27 protein-coding genes and 4 tRNA genes are annotated in these 26,711 nt (G+C 47.7%); 7 read left to right on the top strand and 24 right to left on the bottom strand.

What is annotated here, in order from left to right:
* The first annotated feature begins 3 nt into the window (after window positions 1-3).
* Window positions 4-357 carry a PadR family transcriptional regulator gene (locus VFT49_00260; GenBank protein HEU5004507.1) on the top strand — a complete coding sequence of 118 codons (354 nt, stop codon included), beginning with the start codon at window positions 4-6 and terminating at the stop codon, window positions 355-357.
* On the top strand, window positions 350-1,684 hold the full coding sequence (locus VFT49_00255) for a PspC domain-containing protein (GenBank protein ID HEU5004506.1): 1,335 nt from the start codon (window positions 350-352) through the stop codon (window positions 1,682-1,684). The genes VFT49_00260 and VFT49_00255 overlap by 8 nt, the downstream gene beginning before the upstream one ends.
* On the opposite strand, the gene VFT49_00250 is transcribed toward VFT49_00255, so the two are convergent.
* The 5 genes from VFT49_00250 to VFT49_00230 all read right to left on the bottom strand — a co-directional run bounded on the left by VFT49_00250 (window position 1,681) and on the right by VFT49_00230 (window position 4,244).
* A complete protein-coding gene (locus VFT49_00250; protein ID HEU5004505.1) occupies window positions 1,681-2,181 on the bottom strand; it encodes a hypothetical protein in 501 nt (166 codons plus the stop codon). The genes VFT49_00255 and VFT49_00250 overlap by 4 nt on opposite strands.
* A gap of 41 nt (window positions 2,182-2,222) precedes the next feature.
* The gene (locus VFT49_00245) at window positions 2,223-2,528 is read right to left on the bottom strand and encodes a hypothetical protein (protein HEU5004504.1); all 306 of its coding nucleotides are present in this window, start codon (window positions 2,526-2,528) and stop codon (window positions 2,223-2,225) included.
* Window positions 2,528-3,139 carry a hypothetical protein gene (locus tag VFT49_00240; protein HEU5004503.1) on the bottom strand — a complete coding sequence of 204 codons (612 nt, stop codon included), beginning with the start codon at window positions 3,137-3,139 and terminating at the stop codon, window positions 2,528-2,530. The genes VFT49_00245 and VFT49_00240 overlap by 1 nt, the downstream gene beginning before the upstream one ends.
* A 99-nt stretch (window positions 3,140-3,238) precedes the next feature.
* Entirely contained in the window at window positions 3,239-3,604 is a 366-nt protein-coding gene (locus VFT49_00235) for a hypothetical protein (protein HEU5004502.1), read from the bottom strand.
* Between the two features lie 37 nt (window positions 3,605-3,641).
* Entirely contained in the window at window positions 3,642-4,244 is a 603-nt protein-coding gene (locus VFT49_00230; GenBank protein HEU5004501.1) for a dihydrofolate reductase family protein, read from the bottom strand.
* A 91-nt stretch (window positions 4,245-4,335) separates the two neighbouring features.
* On the opposite strand from VFT49_00230, the gene VFT49_00225 reads away from it, so the two are divergent.
* Window positions 4,336-5,211: a 3'(2'),5'-bisphosphate nucleotidase CysQ gene (locus tag VFT49_00225; GenBank protein ID HEU5004500.1), complete on the top strand. Its 876-nt coding sequence runs from the start codon at window positions 4,336-4,338 to the stop codon at window positions 5,209-5,211.
* Window positions 5,212-5,305: 94 nt separating this feature from the next.
* Here the strand turns inward: VFT49_00225 and VFT49_00220 are convergent, their stop codons facing one another.
* From VFT49_00220 to VFT49_00205, 4 genes are all read right to left on the bottom strand, one after another.
* Complete coding sequence (locus tag VFT49_00220; GenBank protein ID HEU5004499.1) at window positions 5,306-5,794, bottom strand: DUF3761 domain-containing protein; 489 nt, start codon at window positions 5,792-5,794, stop codon at window positions 5,306-5,308.
* A gap of 151 nt (window positions 5,795-5,945) precedes the next feature.
* Entirely contained in the window at window positions 5,946-6,407 is a 462-nt protein-coding gene (locus tag VFT49_00215) for a hypothetical protein (protein HEU5004498.1), read from the bottom strand.
* A 254-nt stretch (window positions 6,408-6,661) separates the two neighbouring features.
* Window positions 6,662-6,738, bottom strand: a tRNA-Gly gene (locus tag VFT49_00210).
* A gap of 1 nt (window position 6,739) precedes the next feature.
* Window positions 6,740-6,816, bottom strand: a tRNA-Val gene (locus VFT49_00205).
* Between the two features lie 239 nt (window positions 6,817-7,055).
* Here VFT49_00205 and VFT49_00200 point away from each other — a divergent pair.
* Complete coding sequence (locus tag VFT49_00200; GenBank protein HEU5004497.1) at window positions 7,056-7,622, top strand: AAA family ATPase; 567 nt, start codon at window positions 7,056-7,058, stop codon at window positions 7,620-7,622.
* 98 nt (window positions 7,623-7,720) lie between these two features.
* Here VFT49_00200 and VFT49_00195 read toward each other — a convergent pair.
* From VFT49_00195 to VFT49_00160, 8 genes are all read right to left on the bottom strand, one after another.
* A tRNA-Leu gene (locus VFT49_00195) sits at window positions 7,721-7,807 on the bottom strand.
* Between the two features lie 187 nt (window positions 7,808-7,994).
* A tRNA-Phe gene (locus VFT49_00190) sits at window positions 7,995-8,070 on the bottom strand.
* 56 nt (window positions 8,071-8,126) lie between these two features.
* Entirely contained in the window at window positions 8,127-9,917 is a 1,791-nt protein-coding gene (locus VFT49_00185; GenBank protein ID HEU5004496.1) for a peptide ABC transporter substrate-binding protein, read from the bottom strand.
* A gap of 27 nt (window positions 9,918-9,944) precedes the next feature.
* Window positions 9,945-10,160, bottom strand: coding sequence for a preprotein translocase subunit SecG (gene secG / locus VFT49_00180; GenBank protein ID HEU5004495.1), 216 nt, complete (start codon window positions 10,158-10,160; stop codon window positions 9,945-9,947).
* Window position 10,161: 1 nt separating this feature from the next.
* Window positions 10,162-10,533 (bottom strand): phage holin family protein, encoded by a 372-nt coding sequence (locus VFT49_00175; protein HEU5004494.1) that lies wholly within the window; start codon window positions 10,531-10,533, stop codon window positions 10,162-10,164.
* Window positions 10,534-10,573: 40 nt separating this feature from the next.
* Window positions 10,574-11,767: a Xaa-Pro aminopeptidase gene (locus VFT49_00170; GenBank protein HEU5004493.1), complete on the bottom strand. Its 1,194-nt coding sequence runs from the start codon at window positions 11,765-11,767 to the stop codon at window positions 10,574-10,576.
* Window positions 11,745-13,265 carry an excinuclease ABC subunit UvrC gene (locus tag VFT49_00165; GenBank protein HEU5004492.1) on the bottom strand — a complete coding sequence of 507 codons (1,521 nt, stop codon included), beginning with the start codon at window positions 13,263-13,265 and terminating at the stop codon, window positions 11,745-11,747. The genes VFT49_00170 and VFT49_00165 overlap by 23 nt, the downstream gene beginning before the upstream one ends.
* Window positions 13,266-13,274: 9 nt before the next feature.
* Window positions 13,275-14,168 carry a rhodanese-related sulfurtransferase gene (locus tag VFT49_00160; protein HEU5004491.1) on the bottom strand — a complete coding sequence of 298 codons (894 nt, stop codon included), beginning with the start codon at window positions 14,166-14,168 and terminating at the stop codon, window positions 13,275-13,277.
* Window positions 14,169-14,385: 217 nt separating this feature from the next.
* On the opposite strand from VFT49_00160, the gene VFT49_00155 reads away from it, so the two are divergent.
* On the top strand, window positions 14,386-16,158 hold the full coding sequence (locus VFT49_00155; protein ID HEU5004490.1) for an ABC transporter ATP-binding protein: 1,773 nt from the start codon (window positions 14,386-14,388) through the stop codon (window positions 16,156-16,158).
* Between the two features lie 421 nt (window positions 16,159-16,579).
* On the opposite strand, the gene VFT49_00150 is transcribed toward VFT49_00155, so the two are convergent.
* Complete coding sequence (locus VFT49_00150) at window positions 16,580-17,254, bottom strand: 50S ribosomal protein L25 (GenBank protein HEU5004489.1); 675 nt, start codon at window positions 17,252-17,254, stop codon at window positions 16,580-16,582.
* 72 nt (window positions 17,255-17,326) lie between these two features.
* On the opposite strand from VFT49_00150, the gene VFT49_00145 reads away from it, so the two are divergent.
* Window positions 17,327-17,977 (top strand): DedA family protein, encoded by a 651-nt coding sequence (locus VFT49_00145; GenBank protein ID HEU5004488.1) that lies wholly within the window; start codon window positions 17,327-17,329, stop codon window positions 17,975-17,977.
* On the opposite strand, the gene uvrA is transcribed toward VFT49_00145, so the two are convergent.
* Window positions 17,978-20,788: an excinuclease ABC subunit UvrA gene (gene uvrA, locus VFT49_00140; protein ID HEU5004487.1), complete on the bottom strand. Its 2,811-nt coding sequence runs from the start codon at window positions 20,786-20,788 to the stop codon at window positions 17,978-17,980.
* Between the two features lie 146 nt (window positions 20,789-20,934).
* On the opposite strand from uvrA, the gene VFT49_00135 reads away from it, so the two are divergent.
* Window positions 20,935-21,300 (top strand): hypothetical protein, encoded by a 366-nt coding sequence (locus tag VFT49_00135; GenBank protein HEU5004486.1) that lies wholly within the window; start codon window positions 20,935-20,937, stop codon window positions 21,298-21,300.
* 127 nt (window positions 21,301-21,427) lie between these two features.
* Here VFT49_00135 and sbcB read toward each other — a convergent pair whose 3' ends face one another.
* From sbcB to mltG, 5 genes are all read right to left on the bottom strand, one after another.
* Window positions 21,428-22,888: an exodeoxyribonuclease I gene (gene sbcB, locus VFT49_00130; GenBank protein HEU5004485.1), complete on the bottom strand. Its 1,461-nt coding sequence runs from the start codon at window positions 22,886-22,888 to the stop codon at window positions 21,428-21,430.
* The gene (locus tag VFT49_00125; protein ID HEU5004484.1) at window positions 22,885-23,127 is read right to left on the bottom strand and encodes a hypothetical protein; all 243 of its coding nucleotides are present in this window, start codon (window positions 23,125-23,127) and stop codon (window positions 22,885-22,887) included. The genes sbcB and VFT49_00125 overlap by 4 nt, the downstream gene beginning before the upstream one ends.
* Window positions 23,127-24,407: a GTPase ObgE gene (obgE, locus tag VFT49_00120; protein ID HEU5004483.1), complete on the bottom strand. Its 1,281-nt coding sequence runs from the start codon at window positions 24,405-24,407 to the stop codon at window positions 23,127-23,129. The genes VFT49_00125 and obgE overlap by 1 nt, the downstream gene beginning before the upstream one ends.
* Window positions 24,408-24,444: 37 nt before the next feature.
* Complete coding sequence (locus tag VFT49_00115) at window positions 24,445-25,524, bottom strand: CHAP domain-containing protein (protein HEU5004482.1); 1,080 nt, start codon at window positions 25,522-25,524, stop codon at window positions 24,445-24,447.
* A 137-nt stretch (window positions 25,525-25,661) separates the two neighbouring features.
* Window positions 25,662-26,711 carry an endolytic transglycosylase MltG gene (gene mltG / locus VFT49_00110; protein ID HEU5004481.1) on the bottom strand — a complete coding sequence of 350 codons (1,050 nt, stop codon included), beginning with the start codon at window positions 26,709-26,711 and terminating at the stop codon, window positions 25,662-25,664.

The raw sequence follows: 26,711 nt of genomic DNA, 5'->3' as shown, positions 1-26,711 counted from the left end.
TATATGAACGAAAGTAGCAACCTAGTTGATCAGTCCGAAGTGCAGATGCGTAAAGGCATGCTTGTTTACTGCGTTCTGCTGCTATTAAAAGACGGCAAGGTCTATACCAGCGAGATCATTCGTTCCCTGCGCGCGGCCGAGCTGATTGTAGTAGAAGGCACGCTCTACCCTTTGCTTAACAGACTAGCTAAAGACGATTTGTTAGCCTATGAATGGCAAGAAAGCGAACAAGGCCCACCGCGCAAATACTACTGGCTGACTGACGACGGCAAGAAATTATTAGCAGATTTAAAAACTACTTATCATCGACTTCACGCATCAATTAATACTCTCGAGAAAGGTTCTAAAAATGAATGAAGTAACCAAAGTACACCTCGGCCGACAGGCGTTCACTATATCCATAGCTGCTCAAAAAGAACTGCGCGCCTATCTAGACGCCATTGCTAAGCAAGTTGACGATGACGACGTTGCCGACGAAGTCGAGCTACGCCTGGCCGAGCTGCTAAGCGAACGCGGCGTAACCGGCGACAAAGTAATTTTGCCAGCCGACGTTAAGAACCTAAAAGAACAGCTGGGCGACCCCAAAGATTTTAAAGAAGACGATAGTTCAGCCAAAACCCACGCCAACGCACCAAGCGAACGGCGCTTGTTCCGTGACCCATCTAAAGCCTGGGTAGCGGGCGTGGCTAGCGGCATAGCCGCCTACTTTGGCGTTGACGCATTGCTTATAAGAATCTTATTTATAATCGGCACCTTTGCCTGGGGCGGCAGTATTCTGCTTTATATCGTATTGTGGCTGTTGGTTCCGGAAGCCAAAACTAGCAGCGACCGACTGCAAATGGCCGGTAAACCGATAACCGTAGAAAGTCTGAAGGAAGTGGTGGAGCGTGCCGATGTCAAAGGCACCGTTCATCGGGCCAGCGGCAACCTGGCCGAACCCGCCAGTCGCGTGCGCGACGGCGTGAACGGCATCTTTAGCCTAATCGTAAAAATAATTGGCATTGGCCTTACGCTGTGGGGCCTAGTGATACTGATTGGCCTGGCATTCTGCGGAGTTTACCTAGCAGTGCACGGCAATGTTGTTTACGACAACCTCTTCCCTGTTGGTCTTAAAGAGCACTTGCTAGTTTATTTGGCCGGTTTTGTAGGCACCATGATGGGAATATTCATAATACTGTTTGGCATGGCGGTGTTTAGGCGCAAGTGGCCAATTCGCGGCTGGATTACCGGTGTGCTAGTTGGATTAACACTAATCGGCCTAGTTGGCGGCGGAGCTTTGGCAGCCGATACCGTGCCGAACGTGCGCGACCGCTACAACGCCCATCTGCACACCGTAGTCCGACCACTCAAATCATTTAGTAGCGTAGTGGTGAATGGCCAGAACGCCAGCGTGAACTTTCAGACCGCGAACAACTATTCTGTGAGCCTGCAGTACTTTGACAACGCTAATGTTGGCGCCATTAAAACCAATGTAAAAGATGGCGTACTCACTATTGATTCGACCAACTTTGACTGGCACCGCAACTGCCCTAATTGGTGCATACCAGATACGTACAACATGGTTGTTACGGTCTATTCGCCAAACGTGCCGTCGGTAAATATGACCTCAGGCGACAGGGCCGTTTTTGGCCCGAATTACTACGTTAAGCCTATGCCCGTCCCTATGCCTGTTCTCAATAACTAAGCAGCCTGAGCCAAATCAACCGCGTTTTGACACATTTCTTCGAGTGTGTCGGCTATCTTAACCTCTGGGCAATCCTGCTCGAACCGGCGGCGGATGTAGCGCGCATTGCCAAAACCTTCTTCTATGCCGATGGTGATTTTGGCGCCCTCGTGCTCGTGCTTCATCTTCCACTCGGCAAGCTCGAAGCGTGTGGTTTGAGCGTAAGCCCGGCCTGGTGTTTCTTCTGCCTGGGCGGCTAGCCAAAAAGATACCACGCCGAGGCGGCCTGCCCGGCGCAAATAGTATGTTTCCCAATCGACTTGTTTTTCGTATACAAAAGTACCCTCTGGATAATCTCGGCGCGGCGAGGCCACTGCTATGCTCGGGTCTATACCGTGAATTTTGCCAGCGGCTACAGGTTGCCAGTTAGATGCGCCCTGGATTGGGCCGGCCAAGAAAATTAGCAAACCCTCAACCTTGATTATTTCTGGTGGTTGCAAAACTAACCGCTCGCTCATGAGCTAATCATACTGCGAATTGTTCGTAGCCGCGAATATCTTTAGAAACCGCTGGATTGGCTAGAAAGCTGTGAGCTGTCTGAGTTGCCTGCTGTTATATCTGTCTGATCGAGCGCCTGCATAGCACTCTGTAGATCCGATGCGTTATTAACCTGCGGCGCAGTTGGGGTAGTCACCGCCGCAGACTGGTCGCTAGCAGAAGACGAAGTAGCTGCTGTAGCTGTGGTAGATGGCTTGTTTTGGTTGTGTTTGTGCCAGACAAGATAACCCGCACCGGCAATTACCGCAAGAACAACTACCACCAAAACCAGTTCTACTATGGAGCCTGATTGCGATTTGCTTTTCATTATTGTTGCCCTCCTTGTGTGGTTGACTGATTTGAATCCGAAACAGTTACACCATTAGCTTGAGCAACTGTGAAGATCAGACTTTTGACAGTTGAGCGATAGTTTTGCAGATCTGTTATTTCTGTCTTTAAGTAATCCTGAAAAGCTGTAACCGCTCCTCTAGGATTATTCCCATCACAGCTAAAAGTGCTGCTGCCCTGCAGTGTTGATAGGTCAGTTTGGGCTTGGCTTTTGGCACTGTTCACAGCAGCTACCAATTGATCATAGTTGTCTGCGGTATTGCCTTTGGTGGTGTAAAAATTTTCTACCCGAGCGGCAATGGTGTCGAATAGATTTAACTGCTTTTGAGCACGTGTGTTAATTCGAGTCATTATGTTGTTAATGGCTGCTTCGCGATTTTGGCAAGCTTTAAGCTTGGCGTCGGTTAGGCGTGTTTGGGCGTTTGCCTGAGCAGCCGACGCACGACCAGAACCCCCTGCACTACTATTAGAATTTGCAGCTTGCGCGTGTACGCTAGCTTGTGGCGGCAGGGCAAAAGCTAGTGCACTGATAAATGCGACTAGCGCTATGATAGGACTAATAAGTCCGATTTTTGTTATTTGTTTTCGCATAATGATCCTTTTTGATTCAAGTCTATACACCTAAAGCTTATGCCTTGCTAGGAGAGTTGTCAAAGGGGACGGATGTTAGTTTAAGCGAGGTTTAACAAACTAGTCTGCCAGCAGGATCAGCGCCAGTGCCATGAATAATAAGCCTATATCTCTGAATGTAGTTATAAGCTGGTGCAGATTAACCGCTATTATGCCGCCGAAAGTTAAGGCACATAGCAGTCCGGCTAGTTTTAAATATTTTCCGCTCAGCAGCCAAACTACCAGCACCAGTTCGTAAACAGCCAAGACCTTAACTAGCGTTGTAAGCGATAGAGAATGAATAAAACTAGGTACGTAATAAGTCCAGTCGTACGGTTTTTGCAGCTGAGAAATACCGGCGTACAAAAATACGGCTACTAATCCGGCCTGTGTTAATATGCGCGCAGCTCGCGGATCCTTTGGCACTTTTAAATTAGCAATATACATAAACTAAGTATAACCGCTTTGGCAATAGAGTTTTAGCTTAAACGACTGTGCCCGTCTTAACTTCGCCAGCTTTTTTGTAGTAGGCAAAGATAATGCCTTTTGAATTGGTTTTGAAGTCTGTCAGCTTAAATGCCGCTGGTATGGTGCCTTCGGCGAACAGCTTCTTGCCGCTGCCCAGCGTTAACGGGTAAATCCGCAGCCACAACTCGTCTACCAAATCGTTTTTAAGCAAAGTCTGGATCATATTGCCGCTGCCTTGTACGTAGAGCATTGGTCCGTGCTGGCTTTTTAACTCTTTTAGCTTGGCTACTACATCGCCGTCAATCAATACGGATTTTTCCCAGGTCAGGCCATCACCATGGTGCGAAACAACGTATTTTGTAGCTTTATTAAATGGGTCAGCTATCGGCCCTTTCTGTTTTGGCCAATAATTCACCCATAGGTCGTAGGTCTTACGGCCAAGCAGCAGGTCGTACTCACCGCTGAATTCGTCCTTATAGATTTTCTGCGAGATTTTATCCGAATACGGCCAGGTCCAGCCGCCCAGCTTAAAGCCACCGCTGGTATCTTCCTTAGGCCCGCCCGGCGCTTGCATGACCCCATCCAGACTTATCATTGATATAACAACTATTTTTCTCATACAACACTCCTATATACAAGCTATTTTACACCTAGAAAGCGAACCTACTGTGTGATTATTAAGTAACCTGACTAAGGGTATACTTAACCTTATGGATGATAATCCTCCCAGAGAAAAGACAACGGGTAATCAAAAAACTATGTCTGCAGAGCTCACTAAAGCTATGCAGCTAGCGGAACAAGCTGGTGAGATCCTTAAGAAGTATCACGGCACCAGCTTTAGTGTGGATTATAAAAGAGACGAATTTGACCCGGTAACCATAGCCGATAGAGAGTCAGACGATCTATTGCGCAAAGGAATCGGTAAGGAATTTCCAAACGATGAGATATTGAGTGAAGAAAATCCTTTGCAACCAAGTTCCTACGAACGTCGTGTTTGGATGGTAGATCCGCTCGACGATACCAAAGGCTTCGTAGCCGGACGCGATACTCCGGGAGTAATGATAGGCTTGTGTGAAAAAAGTAAACCTATGCTTGGGGTTGTCTATTTACCTTTTCGTAATGAATGGTATTACGCCGAAGCTGGCAAAGGAGCATTCAGGATTAAAGACGGTATCACTGAGCAATTAAGGGTACGCCGGATAACTGATATTTCTGAAGCGATTTTAGCTGGACGCAATATGCTACAAAAAGATGTTCGCCCGCTAGATGCCGCGGTAGCTGGGCTCGGCTTTAAAAATGCATTTCCGGAAGCATGTTTTGGGGGTGAAATTGGGCTAATCGCAGCGGGGGAAGCGGACGTTGCTATGCAAACTAGCACAAGGGCAGGAAAATGGGATACCTTAGCCGCGCAGGCCATCCTCACCGAGGCCGGCGGCGTCATGAGTGATATAGATGGTAAGGCCCTTGATTACACCAAGCCAGACAGCCACTGGAATAGATATGTCATTGCTGCAGGTACATCTGAATTATTGCAAGCAATTCTTAGCAAACTAAAAGAGGTTAACAAAACAGCACCCAAACTCTAGTGGTTCCGCAAAGTTGAATTTACAAAAATGCTCCCAAATAAGGGAGCTCTTCTAAGTGTCATCTTGGTGCAGCACCGTTCGTGAAAGTGTAACTTTATTGATTATTACTAGCTGAACCATCCGAGCCGTCCAGCCATTCTTGTACACCGCCATGGTCCGAACATGTACCACTATGATGCCTACTATAGCTAGTATGGCCGTCGTTACAGATAGCGGTAGCGTGTCCGCCGTTGTGTAAAGCAAACCACCAGAACAATATGCCAACCAGAATGACACCTCCAATAATCAAAATCTTCCGCTGCTTTTCTTCCTCTTCTTCTCGTGCTTTTTCTTTTGCTACCATCCTTGCAAATGGACTTTCCCCAACTGGGTTGTACACTTCGTACTTCGCCTGGTATCTGTGGAGGTCAGGTTTGTCGTCATGGCTAATTACTTCTGGATTATAAAGTGTGGCATACTCACCGCTGCCAATGACCTCCCCTGTAATTTCGTATTCATACCCAACATTGCCATGAAAGGGCGCTACCTTAATGGAGCCTGTTTCGTCTGACAAAATATATCCATACTCAGGTTCATTAAACATTCCAGCATCGTATCTACCCGTCCTATCCCAATCTATAAGAACACCCTTTAGGGTTACTTTTTTGGTATCTCCTTTAATGGAGGCGATCCGGGTGATTCGAACAGCCATTAAATATGATGATACTCTTGTGTTGAGCAGACCGTAAGTATTGTTATAACAAAGCGGCTTTTATTTCTTCAATCTTAGCATGATTGTTCCTCGGGTTGTCGGCTTCATCCATATGACCACGGACTAGGAGTGAGTTTGATAAATACATTAAGGCACCGTAAGCCTTTGTAATAGCCTCTTGTTTTGGAATAATCTTCAGTTTAATCAATACTTTGCGGAGCGAAATCGTAACATACGTAGAACTTAAGCCAGTCGCCGCCGATCGTAAGTCTGCTTGAATTTGAGCCATTAGCCGACGCTCATCATCAGTGGGATTTTCAGAGAATGGGTTAGTGATACGGTTTGCGTAAAAATCAATTCTATCCAATGTTAACTGTACATGTGCTTTAAATTTTTGTAATGGAGCTAGTACGAGTACTTTGACAACTTCACTAACGCCAAAAAGAATAGTGCCCCCAATAAGAGTAACTGCAGCCGTCAGGACTATTTTTACCCAATCTGCCATAACAAAATTTTACCAGAAAGGTTGAAACCTTTATTTCAATCTGTAAAATGACATATTTTGTCTCATGAGGCCTACTACACCGGATGTAAGTTGAAACGGTGCGCCCGATCAATAAACTTCAGACTGTTTTGGGGTCCCCGCAAAGACCGAACGCTAGTGGGCTTTGCGGGGAAAAGCAGCAGCAATGAAGGCCAAACTAAAAACGCGCCACTTGATTGCGCGTTTTTCTAGTTTGGCCGTAATTAGCTGATGCGTGGTGCGGGTGAGGGGACTCTAACCCCTGGCCTCTTCCTTGGCAAGGAAGCGCTCTAAACAACTGAGCTACACCCGCTTGGTGGGCGCTGAGGGACTCGAACCCCCGACCCTCTCGGTGTAAACGAGATGCTCTAGCCAACTGAGCTAAGCGCCCGGGTCGTCAACATTAACCGAAGTATTTTATCAAAATACGGAGGTAAAATCCATATCCTGTTGGTGGTCCTAACTGGGCATCTTTCAAACCCGCCGGAACCCCTGGCCGACCTCCTGTCCTTCCTAGAACTCATCCACGAGCGACCGGGGCCGCAAAGAGTTAAGACAGACCGGCGGAAGCCAACCCTCTAGATAGCTTAACCGTTTGATGCCCTTCTTGACAACATCTTCTCATAGTGTGTGAGCTGTGAGACAATCGAACGTATGTACGAACAGCCCCCTGAGCCGGCGGTCTTCCTTATTACTGGCCCATCGGCAGCCGGTAAATCGACAGTCGCTGAACGCCTAGCGCAGAGATTCGAGCAGGGCGTTCATATTGAGGGCGACTCATTCCGGCGGCATATCGTCTCCGGCAGGGCCGATATGACACCAGAACCATCACCAGAAGCTCTGACACAACTCCGACTTCGATATGAGCTGGGCGCAATGGCCGCTGACTCATACTTCAAGCAAGGTTTCACCGTAGTGCTTGAAGATGTCATCGCAGGCGAATACCTCATTGAGTACTCGAGGCTCGTGAAGAGCCGCCCGCTGTACGTCGTCTGCCTGCTCCCCTCACTGACATCGATACAGACTAGAGAAGAGCACCGTCGCACCAACGGTTACGACCATTTCTCAGTTCAGCAATTGCACGATCTGTTTGCTAATCACACGCCACGCATTGGATTGTGGCTGGACACGTCTAGCCATTCTGTAGACGAGACAGTAGATGAACTCGTTGCACGAACTGATGAGGCCAAGGTCTAAAGCGCGTATTCGACAACACCAACAACTAGGCATCAAACCAAAAAAGGCCTCTGTTACAGAGGTGGTTGGTTTGAGTTTGTTGTCTTGTTCGACAACGGTGGTGGGCGAAAGAGGACTTGAACCTCCACGTCCTTGCGGACACTACCACCTCAAGGTAGCGCGTCTACCAATTCCGCCATCCGCCCACGTCACAACTGGCGCCTATGTCTTGTTTTGCCTGACGGCAAAAGCTACGATTTCCGGCTACGTTGCTCCTCTCAATTTTGCAAAGTTCTGCGCGACAATATTTTGCAAAATTGGTAAGCGTAAAAACGTGCGAAGGCTGGAAGTAGTTTTTGGCAAAACTACGGAAGCCGAGGTCACGATTTAAGCTGGTGGCGCCTCCCAGACTCGAACTGGGGACACAAGGCTCTTCAGGCCTCTGCTCTACCAACTGAGCTAAAGCGCCACAATTTTTTCGGTAACAGAGGTAATTTTATTACAGATGGGCAAAAGAGGCAATGCTTAAGGGTTAGTGACTCGCTGCTGGCGGATCTCCCAATCGGCCACATTGTAGAAACGGTCGCTAGAAAAATTGTCGGCTTTGCGCTCATAGTTAAATACCGGCCCGCGGGTTACGTATAGATAGTTTGGCTGATAAAGTCCCAGGGCTGGCATATCGCTAGCCCATTGAGCATCAAAAGCTCTATACTTCACCGCCCTAATTGTTGGATCTGAACGGGTACGGCCAGCTTCGATATCCGTATCGGCGGCCTTGGATTTATACTCGCTCAGGTTCAGATGACCTTGGCTAGTTAGGCTCGCCTGGGAACTATCCCAATAAGCAAACACGTCTGGATCAACTCCAATGCTGACGCCGTAAAGCAAAATGTCGTAATCGTGGCCGCCAATTATTGAAGTTTGCAAATCATCGCTGCTGTAGTAATTGATGTTAATTTTGACACCAAGCTTGTTCCACTGCTCTTGCAAGAACTCCGCAACATGAGTGTAGTTAGCAGTGTTTTGGGCACTAATAGTCAACTCCAGCGGCTGGCCGCCCTTCTGCCACAAGCCATCGCCACCCTTGGTGTAACCGGCTTGCTTAAAGTAATTGTCCGCCGAGCTAATACTGTAAGCCGGTTCGGCAGCCTTTGGATCATAGCCTAATTGGCCTTTTAGCAATGGTTCATCTACAAGCTTAACCGGTGAGCCCAATAGATTAACCAACCGCCCACGATCAACCCCAGCGGACAAAGCTTTGCGCACATTAACATCATTTAGCGCCGGCTTGGAATTATTATAAAAGGCCATGACCGCAGTGGTTAGCGGGGTGTTATAAACTTGGACCGAGTTATCGCTGGCGAGTTCGGGCGGTACGGTATCTAGACCACTCATGGCATTAAGCTGTTTCTTTTCAAAAGCGCTAATCATCTGATCGTCGCCATTGAAGGTAATCAGACTTAAGCCATCGAGCTTTGGTTTACCCCCCCAGTATTTAGAGTTGGCCGAAAAACTAATGCGTTGTTGGCGTGAATCAACTGTGCTGCCGGTAACCTCTACATACTTCCAAACAAAGGGGCCGGTGCCGACTGGATCGGTGTTGAACGGCGCGCTTCTAAGCTGCTCGAGCGGGATTTTATTTAACAGATGCTTGGGCACAATGCCGTTGGTTAGCGAATAAGGAAAAGAGCTCAGTGCATCGGGCAGCTGAAACACTACGGTGTAGTTATCTTTTTTGATAACATTTATGCCCTGCCAACTGCTATAAAGCGCTGATTGAGCATTGATATTTTGGATCGTGCTGTATGTGTAGACTACGTCGTCGGCCGTGAATGGTTTGCCGTCTTGCCAGGTAACCCCGTGACGCAAGTGCACGGTGTAAACTTTTTGTGAAGCATCTAAGTCGTAGCCGGTAGCTAAAGCACCAACTAAATTATTAGAGGCGTCGTACTTAAAAAGGCCAGAAAAAACCAGTCGCGAAACAGCCGTGTCGGCCGCGCCGGTAGCAAACAGCGGATTGGCATTGGTGAAGTTACCCAGTAAACCTTCGGTGTATAAGCCGCCGGGAATTGGTTTGAGCGTTTGGTAGTAAGCAGACAGGCCACGAATTTGACCAATGGTAATCAAAATCATAACGGCAAAAATTAGGATCCACAAGAATACAAATCGGCGCACGTAAACTAGCCGATCAAAGCGACGAATGAGTAATTTCTCAATTTTATCGTCAGCTTGATAAACAGACTCTAACGTATTCCGACGTTTTTGGCGGAAGCTGCGCTTAAAGCGGCGTTTAGTTGCTTGATCGATACCTCTCATCAAAAATCTGCCACCCTTTAAAAAGACCTATTTAGCCACTATGCCGACTATGATGCTCGCCCCAAAGACGAATACCATGATAATGGTCAGTTGGTGCAGGGTTTTATCTGAACCGCGGCGAACTGTATTCACCTCGCTGCCGCCACCTAAGCCGGCTCCCAAAGACGCCCCGCGAGTCTGGACCAAAATTAAAATGGTTAGCAAAACTACACTGACGATTGTTATATAATTCCAGGCACTCACTTTATTTATCCTCCAAAATCCGCGTTACTAAAAAATTAACCAAGCCCAAAATTATGCCAACAACGATAGCCACGCCAAAGTTGCGTACATAAATTGCGTTATCTATCCAGCTAGCTAGCAAAATAACTGCACCGTTAACTATCAACATGAATAGTCCGAGGCTTAAGACAATCGCCGGAAAAGACAAAATAATTAAAAACGGCTTAATGGCCATGTTGACTATCGACAGAACAAGACCAGCTATCAAAACCTGACCGGTGAAATTATCACCAATTCCAAAGTTGTTGTCGCCTAGAATACCGGCAGCAATAAAAAGACCCAAGCTAGACACAGCCCAGCGCAACAAAAAGCGGGTCAGGAGGTGCTTTGTCATACCTATTATTGTAACAATTTACAGCGGGCTAGATAAGTACTTAATTAGCCAGGTTAACTATGCCCTGGTGGGTGATAAGCACATCGTCTTCTAGCCGGACGCCGATTTGTTCTTCCTTAATGTAAAGGCCCGGCTCAACGGTAATTACCATGCCGGCCTGCAGAGACTGCCCGTGGTCAATGCCGACATCATGGACTTCCAGTCCCAGCGAATGGCTGGTGGCATGCGGATAATAGCGGCGAGCTAGTTTGCGGTCCTTTTCTTTAATTACGCCGAGTTCATGCAGTTTTTCGGCTGCAAAGTCCAAGTTAGCCAGCTCATAGTCGCGCCAAGCTAGGCCTGCCTTTAGCTGGCCGAGAGCGAACTTTTTAATTTCGGCGACTGCTCGATAAATCTCTTGCTGGCGGATAGATGACTTACCAACAAAATAAGTCCGGGTGATGTCAGCCGCGTAATTATTAAGTTCGGCGCCGGCATCAATCAGCACAGCTCGGCCAGATGATAGCGGCTGACTATTGGCATTATAGTGAAGCGTGCAGGCGTTTATGCCACTAGCAACAATTGGATCATAGGCGTGCTCGGCTCCAGCCAGGGCGAACTCGGCGCTCAAAAGCCGTTCAATGTCTTTCTCGTTTTTAAAGCCATCAATTCCCTGCTCGATCTTTTTAAAGGCAACCGTAGAAATTTTTATCGCGGCCTTTATAGCCTGAATCTCGGCATCCTGCTTAATGGAGCGCATTTTGGCTATTACCGGACGCGCGTCAATAATATCGGGCTTGGGCAACGTTCTTTTAATGCGGTCAGTTAGCCGGCGTTCGGCGGGATTGCTGAACGAGTTTTCGCTTGGATTAAAAGCGGGTAGCGGCACTAATGTCACAACACGATTGCGGCCAGAAATCCTGTTTCGAGCCTCGGCGTCAGTCAAGAAGCTATCTACGCCGGAAACTTGGCTCAATCTTTCTTTGTTAATAGCCCCGCCAAAAAGCAGCTGTACTTCGTCAAGTTCGGGCAATACCAAAAACTCTTTGTCGCCGTCCATCAAAAGCAGAACATTTGGCTCGCTGATTCCGGTCAAATACCAAAAGTTGTTGTTTTGGCGAAATTTATAAGTGCTGGATTCGGTACGCTGCGTTGCTAAGTTAGCCGTAAATAAAAATAACTTGTCGTCTGGAAAGGCGGCTCTAAGCTTGGCTCGGTTGTTGGCAAAAAAATCAGGCTTTAACATCGCGATCATCCAAATGCTGTTTTAAAATAGCCGCTTTTTTGGCGCCAATCACTGCAGCGATTTCTGCTTGGCTGGCAGTCGACACACCACGCACAGAGCCAAAAGATTTGATAAGTTTTTTGCGCGTTAAAGGTCCAACTCCGGGCACTTCGTCAAGCAGGCTCATAGTTTGGCGGCCCCGCTTAAGCACCGTGTGATAGCTAACGGCAAAACGATGAGACTCGTCGCGAATGCGTTGCAGCAGTTTAACTATCGGCGAATCCTTGGGCAGTAAAATAGAAAGGTAGTTGTCTGAATCAGAGACGTAAGCTCCTAACTTGGTGGCGCAATTGATAACGGCAGTGATATCGATACCCGGCAGACTGCCCTCGCGGCTGATAATAATTTCTTCTTCGCGCTTGGCTAAGCCCACCATCGGAATTTTGGTCAAACCGGCCATATTGCGTGCGTTTAGGGCCGCGGAGAGCTGGCCTTTACCGCCATCTATTAGCATTAGGTCGGCAACGCCCCACTTTTTGCGGTTGTCTTCACGTAAACGGCGCGCTACCGTCTCGGCCATGTGAGCAAAATCATCGTTGCCGGCTAATCGCATTTTAAACTTGCGGTAAGCCGTTTTATTAGGCACGCCGCTGTCAAAGACCACCATACTGGAAACCGTATCGGTGCCCTGCATATGAGATATATCAAAGCCCTCGATGCGGCGCGGCGGAGCCGTCAAGCCAAGCAAAAGCCCTAGGCCGCTTAAGGCTTCGTCTTTAGCGGCGTCCTGCAATTCGCGGTCGCCAAATAGAATTTGCCGATTAAGTTGTTGCAGCGAAAAAAGCTGATTACGCAATTTTGCCGCCTTTTCAAAATCTTGGGCCTTAGCCGCCGCTTTCATATCGCGTTCAATATCACGCACCAACGCTACGCGCTTGCCGTGCAAGTACAGCATTAGCTTGCGCAAATTGGCACGATAGTCTTCTAGGCTGGTTCGTCCTTCTTCCAGGCCTGGATCAAGTCCAAGATGATAATGAAGATTGGCGCGCTTAGCTCCAACCGGCCGGCTGGTGGCGTACGGAAAAGCCCGGCGCAAATAACGCAAAGCTTTTTTAATCGCCAGACTATTAATAAACGGACCGAAATATTCGGCACCGTCGTCCAGCGGCCGACGAACTAAAGTGACTGTTGGGTAATCGCTTTTGATATCAATGCGCACATAAAGTTGGCTTTTGTCGTCGCGAAGCAAAATATTAAAGCGCGGCATGTATCGTCGCACTAGTTCCGCCTCTAGAAACAGCGCGTCGGCTTCAGTCTCAACCTCCGTCCAATCAATGTCAGCGATTTCGTTAACTAAAATGTCAGTTTTTGGATCCCGATATCGGCTTTGCTGAAAGTACTGCCTGACACGGTTGCGCAAGCTCGCCGCTTTACCAATGTAAATAATGGCTCCGCTGGCGTCTTTATGAAAATAAACGCCGGGCCGCGGCGGCAAGTCTTTAAGTTTTGCTTCAATAGCTTTATTCATAAATAAAAATTAAACTGCTTGAGCAGCTAGCTCTTGGGCACATCTGGTGCTGCAAGTAGTATCATTCTGCAAACAATCTTCACAAATTAAAACCAGATTATTGCAGGATTTTAGCGCGCAGTTCTCGTAATTGCTGGTTTTAGATTCACAGTGCACGCACTGGCCAATGTCTTTTGACTTGTCAGAGAAAGTAACTTTCATACGCTTATCAAAAACATACATCTTGCCTTCCCAAAAACCATCATCACCATAGACTCCTCCATATTTGGCAATGCCGCCATCGATTTGATATACCTCGCTAAATCCACGGTTTTTCATGAGCGTCGAAAGAATTTCGCAGCGGATACCCCCGGTGCAGTAAGTAACAATCGGCTTATCTTTCAGCTCTTTATACTCTGGTTTTTCCAGCTCCTTAATAAAGTCGCGAGTTGTGCGGGTATTCGGAACCTTGGCGTTTTTGAACTTGCCAATCGCTGCCTCATAAGCGTTGCGGCCATCCATAAATACAACTTCTTCGCCCCGCTCTTTGACTAATTTGTGGACCTCGTGCGGCTTTAAGTGCTTGCCGCCGCCGACTACTCCGGATTCATCAACTTTGATTTCCTCCGGCACGCCAAAAGTTACAATTTCGTCACGAACTTTAACGCTCAAACGTGGAAAATCACTCACTCCGCCGTCGCTCCACTTGTATTTAATATTCTTAAACGAGCTGTGCAGATTCATGGCTTTGACGTAGCTTTTCAAAGCTTCAACATCACCGCCCAAAGTGCCGTTAATTCCATGCTTGCTAATCAAAATCCGGCCACGCAAACCTAAATCACCGGCCAAAGTTTTTTGCCAATGCATCACCGTCTCCGGATCGGCAACCGGCACGAATTTATAATAAAGAATTATTTTCTCCACTCTGTTAATTATAACATTCTTGCTAATCTGTTTGTAAGAGGTCGAACCCTTGTGTTAACCTTAACTTTAGCATTATTAATTTAAAGGTAGAAAGGAGCGGCTAAATGGAAACACTAAAAATCAACTTTGACCAGGCCGCTCTTGGCCTTTAACTCTCAAAGCAAACCCAAAAAATTTTCTAAACAATTAAGAACACTCGCGGCAGGAGGCCGCGATTATGTCAACAACTAAACTTACAGTTAAGGAATATTGGCTACACACCAAACCTTACCGGTGGCTATTCTTCGCCGGCGTTTTCGGTGCGGCCGCTGCCGTAATCATCCAAGATATTGTCCCGCCGTTCATCATCGCTAAGGCTTTTAATACTTTGCAAAATGTTTATAGCACTGGCGGGCAGCTTCAGTTCTCGGACTTATCCGGTTATCTGATTGCTTACGCGGCTTTTATGCTTGCGGGTGTTGTTTTGTGGAGAACACAAGTCATTTGTGTTTGGCTCTACGAAGTCAAGGTTATGCGCGATATCGCTAATCGCGTGTTCGATTTTATCCAAAACCTTGGCTACCGGTTCCATACTAATCATTTCGGCGGTGCCTTGGTGACTCAAACAAATCGCTTTATTAACTCTTACGAGACTTTGATGGACAGCCTTATTTGGGATATAACCAGCGGTTTAGCCACCATTATCGCCTCGATAATTTTCTTGCTATTTGCTTCTCCAGCTTATGCGGCCGTACTAACTCTCGTCAGCGTTACCTATCTTTCGATAATTTATCGCCGAGCGCGCGGGCAAGTTCCGTACAATCGCCGCGAAGCTGCGCGTCAAAGCGACCAAACGGCCGTGCTGGCCGACGCTATTACCAACGTCAATACCATTAGTACTTTCGCCTCAGAAAAACTTGAACTTAATAGATTCAAAAAAGTAACGAACGAAAAGTACGACGCCTCAATCAAGTTGTTCCGCTACGCCATGAAAACGGAAATTATGAGTCACAGCATGACGGCAACGATTAATATTATTGCTTTTGGGGCTGGGCTTTTGGCGATAACGCATTTTCACACCAAAGTCAGTGTTTTGGTTTTGGCCATTTCTTACACTTCCGCAATTTCGGGCCGGCTGTGGCAGTTTGGCCGCGTGGTCCGAAACATAAACAAAGCTTTGGGCGATGCTGGTGAAATGACAGAAATTCTGGAACTAAAACCAGAAGTTCAAGATCCTGAAAATCCCGAAAAAATTAATATTAAAAATGGTTCGATTGTATTCGATCACGTCCGATTTGGTTATGCCGATAATAAGAGCCGCGTAGTTCTACCGGACCTAAGCTTTACGGTCCCCGGCGGCAAAAAAGTCGGGCTCGTTGGTCATAGCGGCGGTGGCAAAACAACCGTCACCAAACTAATCCTGCGTTTCATGAACATTCAGGGCGGGCAAATACTAATTGACGACACTAACATATGCGATGCGACCCAGGAAGATTTGCGCTCCCACATCGCCTACGTACCGCAAGAACCGCTGCTATTCCATCGAAGCATCGCCGAGAACATTGGCTATGGCAAACCCGACGCTAGCCAAGCGGAAATCATCAAAGCCGCTAAAGCTGCTCACGCTCACGAGTTCATCAAGGATTTGCCGCAAGGTTATGACACAATGGTCGGCGAGCGCGGTGTAAAACTTTCTGGCGGCCAACGCCAGCGCGTAGCTATTGCCAGAGCCATGATCAAAAACGCTCCTATTCTGGTTCTCGACGAAGCCACCAGCGCCCTGGATTCTGAAAGCGAGAAGTTGATCCAAGACGCTCTATGGAAGCTAATGGAAGGCCGCACCGCAATTGTAATTGCCCACCGCTTGAGCACCATCCAACACATGGATCGAATAGTAGTTTTGGATAATGGGAAAATCGTAGAACAAGGCTCGCACAAAGAACTTCTGGGCCATAAAGGCGTTTACGCTAAATTGTGGTCGCGCCAATCTGGTGGATTCTTAGAAGAATAGCCAATATTTTCCAACTTTGTGCCGCCAAAGTTGGGCAAAACTCTCGAGACATTCGCTAACACGCTGTCCTCTCGCTTCATAACTAAAAGTGAAGTCTGCGGAACTTGCGGTTTGGCGCCTCAGACAGCCCTCGCTTCAGACTTTTAGTTATTCGCTCGTTTACTCAGTTGGCTCGAGTCTCGAAAATAAGGAATGAATGGGTCCGGGCATCGGCTTGAACAGATGAATTATGGAAAGCAAAATCTGAGTCCAGCCAAAAGTCAGTCCCGAATCTCCTGTAAATAAGGCGAGGGGCCGACCGAGGAGAGTTCTTTTGGCGCAGATTTTGTTTTACGTAACTTCAATCCGGTTCAAACGCAGCCCGGTCGTTTTGCTACTTTGTCGATACAAAGTAGATAAATATTTGGTTCTTTGAAAAGAACTACTTATTGTCAGTCGACTCTTGGCCGGCGGCTTCGGCGGCAGCTGGTTCGTTGCCAGTTTCACCCTCGCCTTCGGCGGTTTCGCCGGCTTCAGATTCTGCCTCTTCACTCATCATAGCTTTGGTTTCAACAACCGTGGCAATTGGATGTTCGGCGTCAGTCAGAATGGTCACACCGCTTGGAACCCGGACGTCGGCGACTGTTAATTTGTCGTGAAGTTCAGCTAGCTTGGTAGCATCCACGATAAGTTCGTCCGGCAAATCCTTTGGCAATGCCTCAATTTGCACGGCGTCTAGTTGATGCAAGACCATTAAGCCGACTTTTTCGGCAGGGATTTCACCCTCAAGGCGAACTGGAACTTCGGCTTCTACCTTTTCGTCTTGGCGGATAGCCTGAAAGACTACGTGGTCCGGACGGCGCTTGACCGGATTGTAGTGCACGTCTTTAATGAGTGCTAAAAATTTCTGGGAGCCGACGTTCAAATTGAGCGGATGATGCTTGCCAGCTTCGCGATAAAAACGAACTAGGTCGCTAGCTGGTACACTAATGTGCACCGACTGCTCACCATGGTTGTGAATTACGCCCGGAACTAAACCATCGCCACGGAGGCTATTCAGGCCCTTGCCTACAGTTTGGCGGTTGGTTAACACTAACGGTTGATCAATATCGGTCATGAAAACAAATACTCCCTTTTTGCTACGCTTATTATAACAAATTCTCAAGCTTTTACTGATACAATTAGGGCGATGCTTAACGTCAACCACCTCCTGCAAACTGGTAGTGAAATCGGCGGTTTGCTTTTAATTGGACTGATTGTTTTTGCCGAGACCGGGCTATTGATTGGTTTCTTTTTACCGGGCGACACTCTTCTAATTGCAGCGGGCGTGCTAGCCGCCGAGGGCAAGCTACCGCTGGCCGCCATATTGCCCGTTGCTGCAGTTGCCGCTATTTTGGGATATCAGAGCGGCTACCAAATTGGATATCGGGCTGGTCCCAAGTTTTTCCAGCGTGAAGACGGGCTTTTTAGAAAAGAATATTTAGAGCGAACCGAAAACTTCTTTGCTAAACACGGTCGCAAAACTGTCATTTTTGCCCGCTTTATAGTGGTTGTCCGCACCGTTGTGCCGCTAGTAGCCGGCATGGGCCGCATGGATAAACGCAAGTTTTTGGTCTACAACATTTTAGGAGGCGTAGCTTGGTCGGTTATTGTTACGCTGGCTGCTTACTGGGTTGGCCGGCGCGTGCCAAACCTGGACCATTACATTGTCCTGTTGGTTGTTTTGGCTATGGTAATAACTAGCGGCACCGTTCTGATTGAAATCTTTAGAAGCGGCAGCCGCCGCCGTGAACTCATGCGCAATTTGCGCACCGAACTACGCTACTTATTCAAAAAATAGTTAGAGCATTTTTTTGAGGAACTGGCCGGTGAAGCTATTGCTAGCCTTGGCTATTTGCTCCGGGGTGCCAGTGGCCACTATTTGGCCCCCCGCCGCACCACCTTCAGGACCCATGTCGATAATGTGATCGGCGTTTTTAATTACATCTAAGTTGTGTTCAATCACCACCATGCTATTGCCCGCGTCGACCAACGCGTGCAAAACATTCAAGAGTTTATCAACATCAGCCATGTGCAAGCCAGTTGTTGGCTCGTCTAAGATATAAAGCGTGCGCCCGGTGGGTCGACGAGATAATTCGCTGGCCAGTTTTATACGTTGGGCTTCACCGCCAGACAGCGTGGTAGCCGGTTGACCAAGCGTTATATATCCCAACCCCACATCAACTAGTGTTTGCAATTTGCGGGCAATAGCGGGAATGTTCTCAAAAAATTCCAGGCCTTGTTCGCAGGTCATATCTAACACGTCGCTAATGGTTTTACCTTTATAGTGAATCTCTAGAGCTTCGCGGTTGTATCGTTTGCCATGGCAGACTTCACAAGCCACATAAACATCTGGCAAAAAGTGCATTTCGATTTTGATTACACCGTCGCCAGAACAGTTTTCACAGCGACCGCCCTTAACATTAAAGCTAAAGCGGCCCGGCGTATAACCGCGTAGTTTGGCTTCGGGCATTTGGGCAAATAATTCGCGAATGGGCGTAAATACGCCGGTATAAGTGGCTGGGTTGGAGCGTGGCGTACGTCCGATCGGCGATTGATCGATAACTATCGCTTTATCCAAATTCTTGATGCCTTCAATGTCGTCATGGCGACCAGGCACCGCCTGGGCGCGCATGAGTCGGGCACTAAGTTCTTTGGCCAAAATGTCATTAATTAAGCTTGACTTGCCGGAACCGGAAACGCCGCTAACAACCACCAGCTCACCAAGCGGAATCTCAACGTCAATATTTTTCAAGTTGTTTTCGCGGGCACCTTTAATAACTAAGCTTTTGCCGTTGCCTTTTCGCCTGTTTTTGGGCATCGCAATTTTTTTATCGCCGTTCAAATATTGGGCAGTGACAGATTTTTTGATCTTCGTTACTTGAGCCGGTGTTCCGGTAGCTACTACGTGGCCACCATGGACTCCGGCGCCTGGACCAATGTCAATTAGATGGTCGGCAGTACGGATCGTCTCTTCATCGTGCTCCACGACCAGAACGCTGTTACCAAGGTCTCTCAGTCGGCGCAACGTATTAAGCAAGCGCTCATTATCGCGCTGGTGCAAGCCGATGCTGGGCTCGTCTAAAACATAAAGTACGCCTTGAAGTCCGCTGCCGATTTGTGTAGCCAAGCGAATACGCTGAGCCTCGCCGCCGGATAAACTTACGGCACTTCTGAGCAGAGTTAAATAATTGAGGCCAACGTCTTGCAAAAAGCTTAACCGCGCACAAATTTCCTTAAGAATTTGTTTGGCGATTTGCTTTTGGGTTTCCGTAAGTTGAATACTATTGAAAAACTCCATACTGTCGTCAATACTCATTTCGCAAATATCCATAATGGATTTGTTGGCAACTGTTACCGCCAAAACTTCTGGCTTTAGACGTTTGCCGCCGCAGGCGTGACATGGACGCTCTTGCATATAACGCTCTATGTCACGACGTATAAAATCGCTCTCAGTTTCTTTATGGCGGCGCTCCAAGTTCGGCACAACGCCTTCATAGGTTGTATTAAAACTACGGCCAATTCCAATATTTACGCGGAAGGTTTCATTGCCGGTACCATACATGATTTTATCGAGTTGATCCTGGGTTAACTCACTCGTTGGCACGTGCAAAGAAAAACCGTACTTATCCGCTACGGCCTGCAGCTTTTTCATATACCAGTTATCCACGTTGATTCGGTTATACGGACGGATGGCGCCTTCGGCAATTGTTAGTCGACCGTTAGGAATAACCAGCTCGGGATCTACTTCTAGCCGAGAGCCTAAACCGGTACAAACTGGGCAAGCACCATGCGGACTATTGAAGCTAAATGTGCGCGGCTCTAGTTCCGGAATGGCAACATCCGGGTGATTCGGACAAGCATAGCGCAGACTATATTGCTTGTCTTGGTTGGTATCCGCGTTATTGATTGTCAAAATGCCATCGGCAATATCAAAAGCCTGCTCAACGCTCTGCGTTAGCCGACCGCGATTGCTTTTGTCGTTCACTACTCGATCGACAACAATTTCGATGCGGTGTTTGTACTTTTTATCAAGCGTTGGAAATTCGTCTAATGCATAAACAACGCCGTCAACTCGAGCGCGAGCAAAACCAGCGCGCATATACTGTTCTGGAACGTGCTCAAAAGCGCCTTTTTTATCAATCACTATTGGTGCTAAGATCATCAGCCGAGCGTTAGCTTCGCCAGCCGTGATTTGGTCAACCACCGCGTTAGTTGTTTGCCGAGTTACTGGCAAGCCGTCTATTGGACAATGAGGAATCCCGATTCGCGCAAAAAGCAGACGCAAATAATCGTAAATCTCGGTGACCGTCGCGACCGTGCTACGCGGGTTGCGCGAGGTGCTTTTTTGGTCGATCGAAATGGCTGGGCTAAGACCGTCTATCTGATCAACGTCCGGCTTTTCCATCAGCCCCAAAAACTGCCGGGCATAGGCGCTTAAGGATTCAACATAGCGGCGCTGGCCTTCGGCGTAAATCGTGTCAAAAGCAAGGCTGGACTTGCCAGAACCCGACAAACCGGTAATTACTACGAGCTTGCCTCTCGGGATATCCAGCGAGATATCTTTAAGGTTATGCTCGCGCGCACCTTGCACCCTTATAAACTCATTCATTTAGCTAAATGATTATACAGATTTTTAAGAGATTTTTCCAGTGTCTGGCTTTTTTGACGCCGAGATCTAAATCTTATTGATAAATTAGCAATAAAGTTGTAGAATTTGCCCTAGAAGCAATGTTAAAGGCGGAGGGTTGAGATAATATGCTCAACTTCTTTTTAGTTCTAGGCTTAATTCCTGGCACCAACTTCCAAATCACTTTCAACGAAATAGTGTTGAGCGTTTTGGTGCTAGTTTTTTCATATGTCGCGGTTTCTAGCCGCCGGCCAAAAATTATCATTAAACAAGAATTTGTTCAGCTCAGCCGGCTGCATAGTTTTTCGTTTCCGATCGCCACTAATTTGCCGGCAGACCCAGCACCTAGAGTTAATCGACCAAAGTTATTCGAGCCTTTAGCTGCCGCAGAGCTTGACCGTATTGTTTTAAGCGCCGTTCTCTATTCGTGGCATCGGCTTTGGTTGGGTAAGCTTCGTAGCATACTAGCTTCCACGACACACCATCTTTCTTAGAGATATTCTTGCCCGCGTTATGAGATAGAAATCGCTTCTTTAGATCTGGAGTCGTGCCTACATAATATTTTTTGTTTTTTGAACTATACAAAAGATAAAGATAATATATGCGATTTCTTAATTAACTCTAGGTGCTGGGCAGAACCGATTGTCCGTAAAGCTGCAGCTCTTCCAGTAAGTAGCCTTGTTCAGCGGTTAGTCCTGGTTGCTCGGCGAGCTCGCCTAGGCGCTTAAAGTAGCTTGCTGCCTGAGATTTTTCACCACCATCTATGAGACGGCGGTGCCTGAATTGTTCCCACCACTCCTGCTCCTCTGGTGTTAAACTCGAGGGATAGTTCCGTGCTTTATAAAGTGGCAGCAGCTCTTTTAGGCGTTCGTCGCTAAAATCCAAACTCAAATCCACAAGTTCATTGGCGTCTGCAGCCCTCACGACACTCATCTTAGTTTTATCGGCATCATTTATAAATCCATCGTAAAGCGCGCTGTCAGCTTTAAGGGCAGTAGCAAAGCTGTCCGTGGCCGGAGCCTCCACTTTTAAAGCTTGCTGTTCGAATTTCTGACTAATCAATCTTTGAGACTCAGCTAGTTTGTCGCCAAAATCTTCTATTTTGCGCAGTTTTGCCAAATGGTTTTCGATAAGCTCCATGTGCAACTTTAACCGTTCCTCGGTTTTCTTGTCGACGACCCGCAGATCACCCGCAACCGCCGGACATTTATTGTAAGTCAGTACCTTGACCGGAAAATACGGCGCGTCCTCACCGCGCGCCTGCCAGCGTTCGGCCAGCTCAGCCGGCGACAAATCTTTGAACTCATCCGGGTCGATCCTAAGGTCATAAACCAAAGCTGCTTGCCTATCTGGATGAGGCGCTACCATCACGGCAATTGTTGTTTTTTCCCAATCACCTGGATAGCGGCCGCTGGTATAGATAAATGGCCGGCCACTGGTAACTAGCGGCTCAATATCTTTTTTGCTGCGATGGTTTAAAAGATAGTCAAAAAGTTTAGGTTGTTTTTGCTTGATTAATCGGGCTACATCAATTGTGGCGTTAACATCGCTAAGAGCATCGTGGGCATTAGCGTGTTCTAGTTTATTGACGGCCGACAAAAACTCTAGCTTATTACTCGGTTTGCCATCTGGCGCGAACGGCCACTTAATGCCGTCTGGCCGGAGCGCCCGAGTCATGCGAACAACGTCGAGCATATCCCAGGTAGAACAACCGTTTTTCCAACTCCACTCATAAGCATCATAAAAGTTGCGCCACAAAGTAAAACGAATAAACTCGTTGTCAAAGCGCAAGTTATTATAGCCGACCATTATCGTGTCTGGCTTAACAATCTTGCTGGTAAAATATTGCAAAAACTCAGCCTCACTTATCCCTTCAGAGCGGGTAGCTTGCGGCGTGATGCCAGTTACCAAAATGGCGTCCGGCTGCGGCAATACATCATCGGTTAATTTAATAAGAATATTGTCCGGCTCACCAATTGGATTTAAATCTTTATCTGTTCGCTGGCCAGCGAATTGCATGATGCGGTCGGCGCGGGCCCTAAAACCGCTAGTCTCAAGGTCAAAAAAATAAAAAGAGGTCATTGGCCCTCTTCTTTCTTTTCCAGCGCAGCCTTAACAGAGTCAATAAACCTATTTATTCCAATTGCTTCGCCTTTTATCAGACACATTCTTCCTATCTCCCAGAATAATTCTGCAACTTCTTGCCGATCGGTGCTTTCTGTTGCCGTATCAATCGCCGCCTCAATAGCAGGACCCATTTCGGTCAACTCTAATGAAAACCTGGCATCTTCGATTATTCTGTCTTCGTCTTCGGCGCCCATTAGTACTCAATTCTACCGATTTCGGGATCTCCAAAGATTACCGTCTGCCCGGCTTCTATGTTCTGGCGGCCGAGCTCGCGCATTATGCCCATCTTGCGCATAATGTCACGCAGCCGCTCTTCTGAGTGTTCTTCGCCAAATCGGGTTCGGCGGGCAAAACGTTCGATTTTGCGGCCACGCACGGTAAACCCGTCTATGGTTTTTTCGACGCGCCAAGCTTCATTTTCTCCACGCAAACCGATAATCGGTAGGTGCGGCTTTTTACTCTCAATTGCCTTAGCCTTAGCATTAGTTTTCTCTACCTGTTTTTGTACTGTTCTTAGCAAGGCTTGAACGCCGTCGCCGCTAACGCTTGAAACAGCCGCCGTACTAGTGCCAGATGGAACAATTTCTTTAAGTTGTTTTAGCTTTTGCTCAACCTCTTTTTTGTCCATACCCTCAATCTTGCTCAAAGCTACAATCTGCGGCAGCTTAGATAAATCCACCTTGTAGGCAGCCAGCTCTTGCATGATGGTTTTATAATCGGCGGCAATATCTTGGCTGTAAACGTCTAGTAGATGGAGTAGCACGCTGGTGCGCTCAACGTGGCGCAAAAACTCATCACCCAGCCCTCTGCCTTGGCTGGCCCCCTCGATCAGCCCTGGGATATCAGCCAGCAATAAACTATGCTTGCCATCAATATCAACCACTCCTAAGTTTGGAGTAAGCGTGGTGAATGGATAATCGGCGATGGCCGGACGCGCGTTACTAACTACCGACAAAAGAGTAGATTTGCCAGCGTTAGGCAAGCCTATGATGCCTACGTCGGCAATCATTTTCAGTTCCAAGATCGCATCAAGTACTTCGCCTTTTTCGCCTTTTTCGGCAACTCGTGGGGCCTGGCGAGTTGAACTCACAAAATGAGCGTTACCAAAGCCGCCTTGGCCACCGTGGGCTATAATTTGCCTTTGGCCGTCCTCTGTGAGATCAGCAAGCACCTTGCCATCTTTAGTGGTAGCTACTGTGCCCACCGGCACTTTTACTTCTAGGGACGAGGCGTTCTTGCCGTGACGTCGGCGTTTGCTGCCCGGCTCGCCATTCTCGGCCTTAAGCAATTTTTGATAACGAAAAGCGGCCAGTGTATTTTGATTGCGACTAGCTACCAACACTACGTCACCGCCACTACCACCGTCGCCGCCGTCCGGGCCTCCGCGATCGACAAACTTTTCATGCCTAAAGCTAACGGCTCCATCCCCACCGTCGCCGGCCTGGATATCTACTTCAACTCTATCAACAAACATTACTTAGAATTATAGCTTGTCTTTAATTTATCGCTAGCTAGCGAGTTATGTAGTTTGGATAGGTAGAGATTGGCACCCAGCCTTGACCTACTCTATCCCAGCCGCCGCCGTCGCCGTAGTTGTTCATGTCACGGATTTCTACCTGATCGCCCTGAACAGCCACTACAATTCCAACGTGACCAAAGCCTCCGCCCCCGTAGGGCGTTTGAGCTATGGCGCCGGCAGTAGGCGTAGGGCTAACTGTCCAGCCGCTCGCCCTAGCACCAGCAGCCCAAGTATTAGCATTGCCCCAGTTAGCTGGCACCGATATTTGGGTGGCCACATACCAGGTACATTCGCCAAAATCGTAACCATTTTCTCCATAAATAGCGCCACTTCCCCAGGCAAATCCGCTTGAGATGTTGTAGCTATAGTAACTAACTACTGGGGCTGGCTGCTTACCGTTAGGTATAATAATCAGCTCACCTGGTGTCAAACCATTAATCTCGGCATCATTGTAAATAACAATATCGCTCTGATCGGCTTGGAATCTTGTGGCCAGACTGGCCGGCGTATCGCCAGACTTAACCTTATATACAAGACCGTTAACGGGTGGAATAAATAGTTTGACACCAGCTCCTAGTGAATCACTTGTTATGTTGTTGGACCATTTAATACTATCGGCCGTAACCCCAAATTTTGTCGCTAAAGCAGAAACAGTATCGCCGGGCTGAGTTATGTAGGTTATGATATCGGCTTTAGACTTTTCGGCCGTAGCCACAATTTGTGGCTTAGCCAGAGCAGTTGAATCATTCGGCACTACTGCAAGCAATAAACTATCTGAATCAGCGGTGTTTTTAATTGCTGGTAGCTCCGGCAAGCCGGCCATTTGGGCTGCAGTTAAAGCAATTTGCGACGAAGACAGCTGATCAAGCGGATCAGACGACATAGACGCTGTAGCGGTAGCACTGTTTAGGGTGCTGGCTCGCACAGTTTGACTCGCCGAACGGTTATAAAATACGAAACTACCAACCAAAACCAGCAATAAGACGTTGCCGGCTATTAGGCTACGCCTGATCAATTGGCGACGGGCACGCTTATTAAGCTTAGACGGACTAAACCTAGGAATGGTTCCCATCCCTTCAAGTTGTGGCATCTTAACAGATTTCAAAATCGATTTACGAATGAGTTGCTCCTTGACCAATTAAGGTGTTTGCAACGCTCTTTATTATACCAAACATGTAAGTGGCGTCCACCTTGGGACCGAGCCAGCCACTACGGTTGAGCGCATTTTTTCTGGCAATATTGGTCGATGGCTTGTTCGTGCTCTTGCTCGGTGTGAGAAAAGTGAATTTTATTATCGTCGCCAGCAATAAAGTACAGATAGTCGGTGTTGGACGGAAAAGCCACGGCCCTGAGTGCGGTGTCTGTAACGTTGCCAATTGGCCCCGGCGGCAAACCCGGTTGCAGATAAGTGTTATATGGCGAATTAATGTTCACGTTGCGAGCCACACCGGCAACGTCCGCAGCATAATTAGCCGTTACATTAGATTGCAGCGGCATATTTTGGCTTAAGCGCTTCAAAAAAACCTGCGCGACGGTAGGTTCGTAATTTGGGTCGTCAGTTTCTTGATCAACAATCGAGGCCAAAGTTATTCCTTGATACGTCGTTAGCCCGTGATCGGCAAAGCCTTGCTTTATTGTTGGCGTCAAATGGGCGCCCATCTCGTCGATAGATTCTTTCACGATTGTTTCGGCTGGAGTGTCCGATAATTTTTGGAAGGAATCCGGATACAGGTAGCCTTCCAGGCTAGCGCCGCTCGGCAAGCCGGCCAGGGCTGAATCGCCCAAGTAGCTTGCTGGATTAAAAGCTGTAGCGATCTCGGCATCAGAATAGCCAGCTTTGGAAAAGGCGGCTTTTATCTGGTCTAAACGTTTGCCCGGCAAAATAGTCAGCAGGTTTTTGGCCACCTCACCATTAACCATCTTGGCAACAATTTGCTGAACGCTCATTGACGGACTCAATACATACGTGCCCGCCTGCAGATTTGTTCTAAACTCCTTGGTAGTGACATAGTTCTTAAAGGCTTTGGCGCTTCTAATAAGTCCTTGGTTTTGCAAAGCTGCGGCAATTTGATCAGCTCCCCAGCCCGACTCCACCGTAAAGGCAACGGTGTTAGTAGAACTAGAAACCGGTTTAAGGTTATCTAAATAAGTTATCCTAACAACCCCAATACCGATAAGTGACAATATAATTATTAGGGCGATAATCAAAGGCCAACTCAGCCAACGCCTTTTCTTGTTTTCAAGCTTATACTTACCCAT

The organism is Candidatus Saccharimonadales bacterium (assembly GCA_035758565.1).
In the GTDB taxonomy this organism is placed as follows: Bacteria; Patescibacteriota; Saccharimonadia; order Saccharimonadales; family UBA10212; genus DASTXL01.
This window is presented reverse-complemented; position numbering and strand designations above follow the sequence as displayed.